The sequence below is a fragment of the Olsenella uli genome (genome assembly GCF_016900775.1).
In the GTDB taxonomy this organism is placed as follows: domain Bacteria; phylum Actinomycetota; class Coriobacteriia; order Coriobacteriales; family Atopobiaceae; genus Thermophilibacter; species Thermophilibacter uli_A.
In genome coordinates this window covers 1-229 of record NZ_JACJKN010000057.1, presented here as the reverse complement: position 1 = coordinate 229, position 229 = coordinate 1, and the positions used below count along the sequence as shown (strand labels likewise).

Annotated in this window: 1 protein-coding gene; it reads left to right on the top strand. The window is 63.8% G+C overall.

From position 1 onward, the window contains the following. A partial coding sequence (locus H6A23_RS11300) for a hypothetical protein (RefSeq protein WP_204832267.1) occupies positions 1 to 229 on the top strand: 229 nt, incomplete at both ends.

The window sequence follows — 229 nt, the reverse complement described above, 5'->3', positions numbered from 1 at the left end:
GGGCAAGGTCTTCGTGGGCTGGGAGGACATATCCGGCAAGCGCGTCGAGAACTCCACCGAGGTCACCGGCGAGTGGTACGTGTACCCCGTTTTCGAGGACGAGCAGGTTGCTCCGGTCACCTACAAGGTGCACTTCTATGACACCGACGAGACGACCGAGATCACGGCGGTGAACGGCGCCGAGGGCTACACGTTCGGCACCTACGCCGAGGGCATCGCCCCGAGCTAC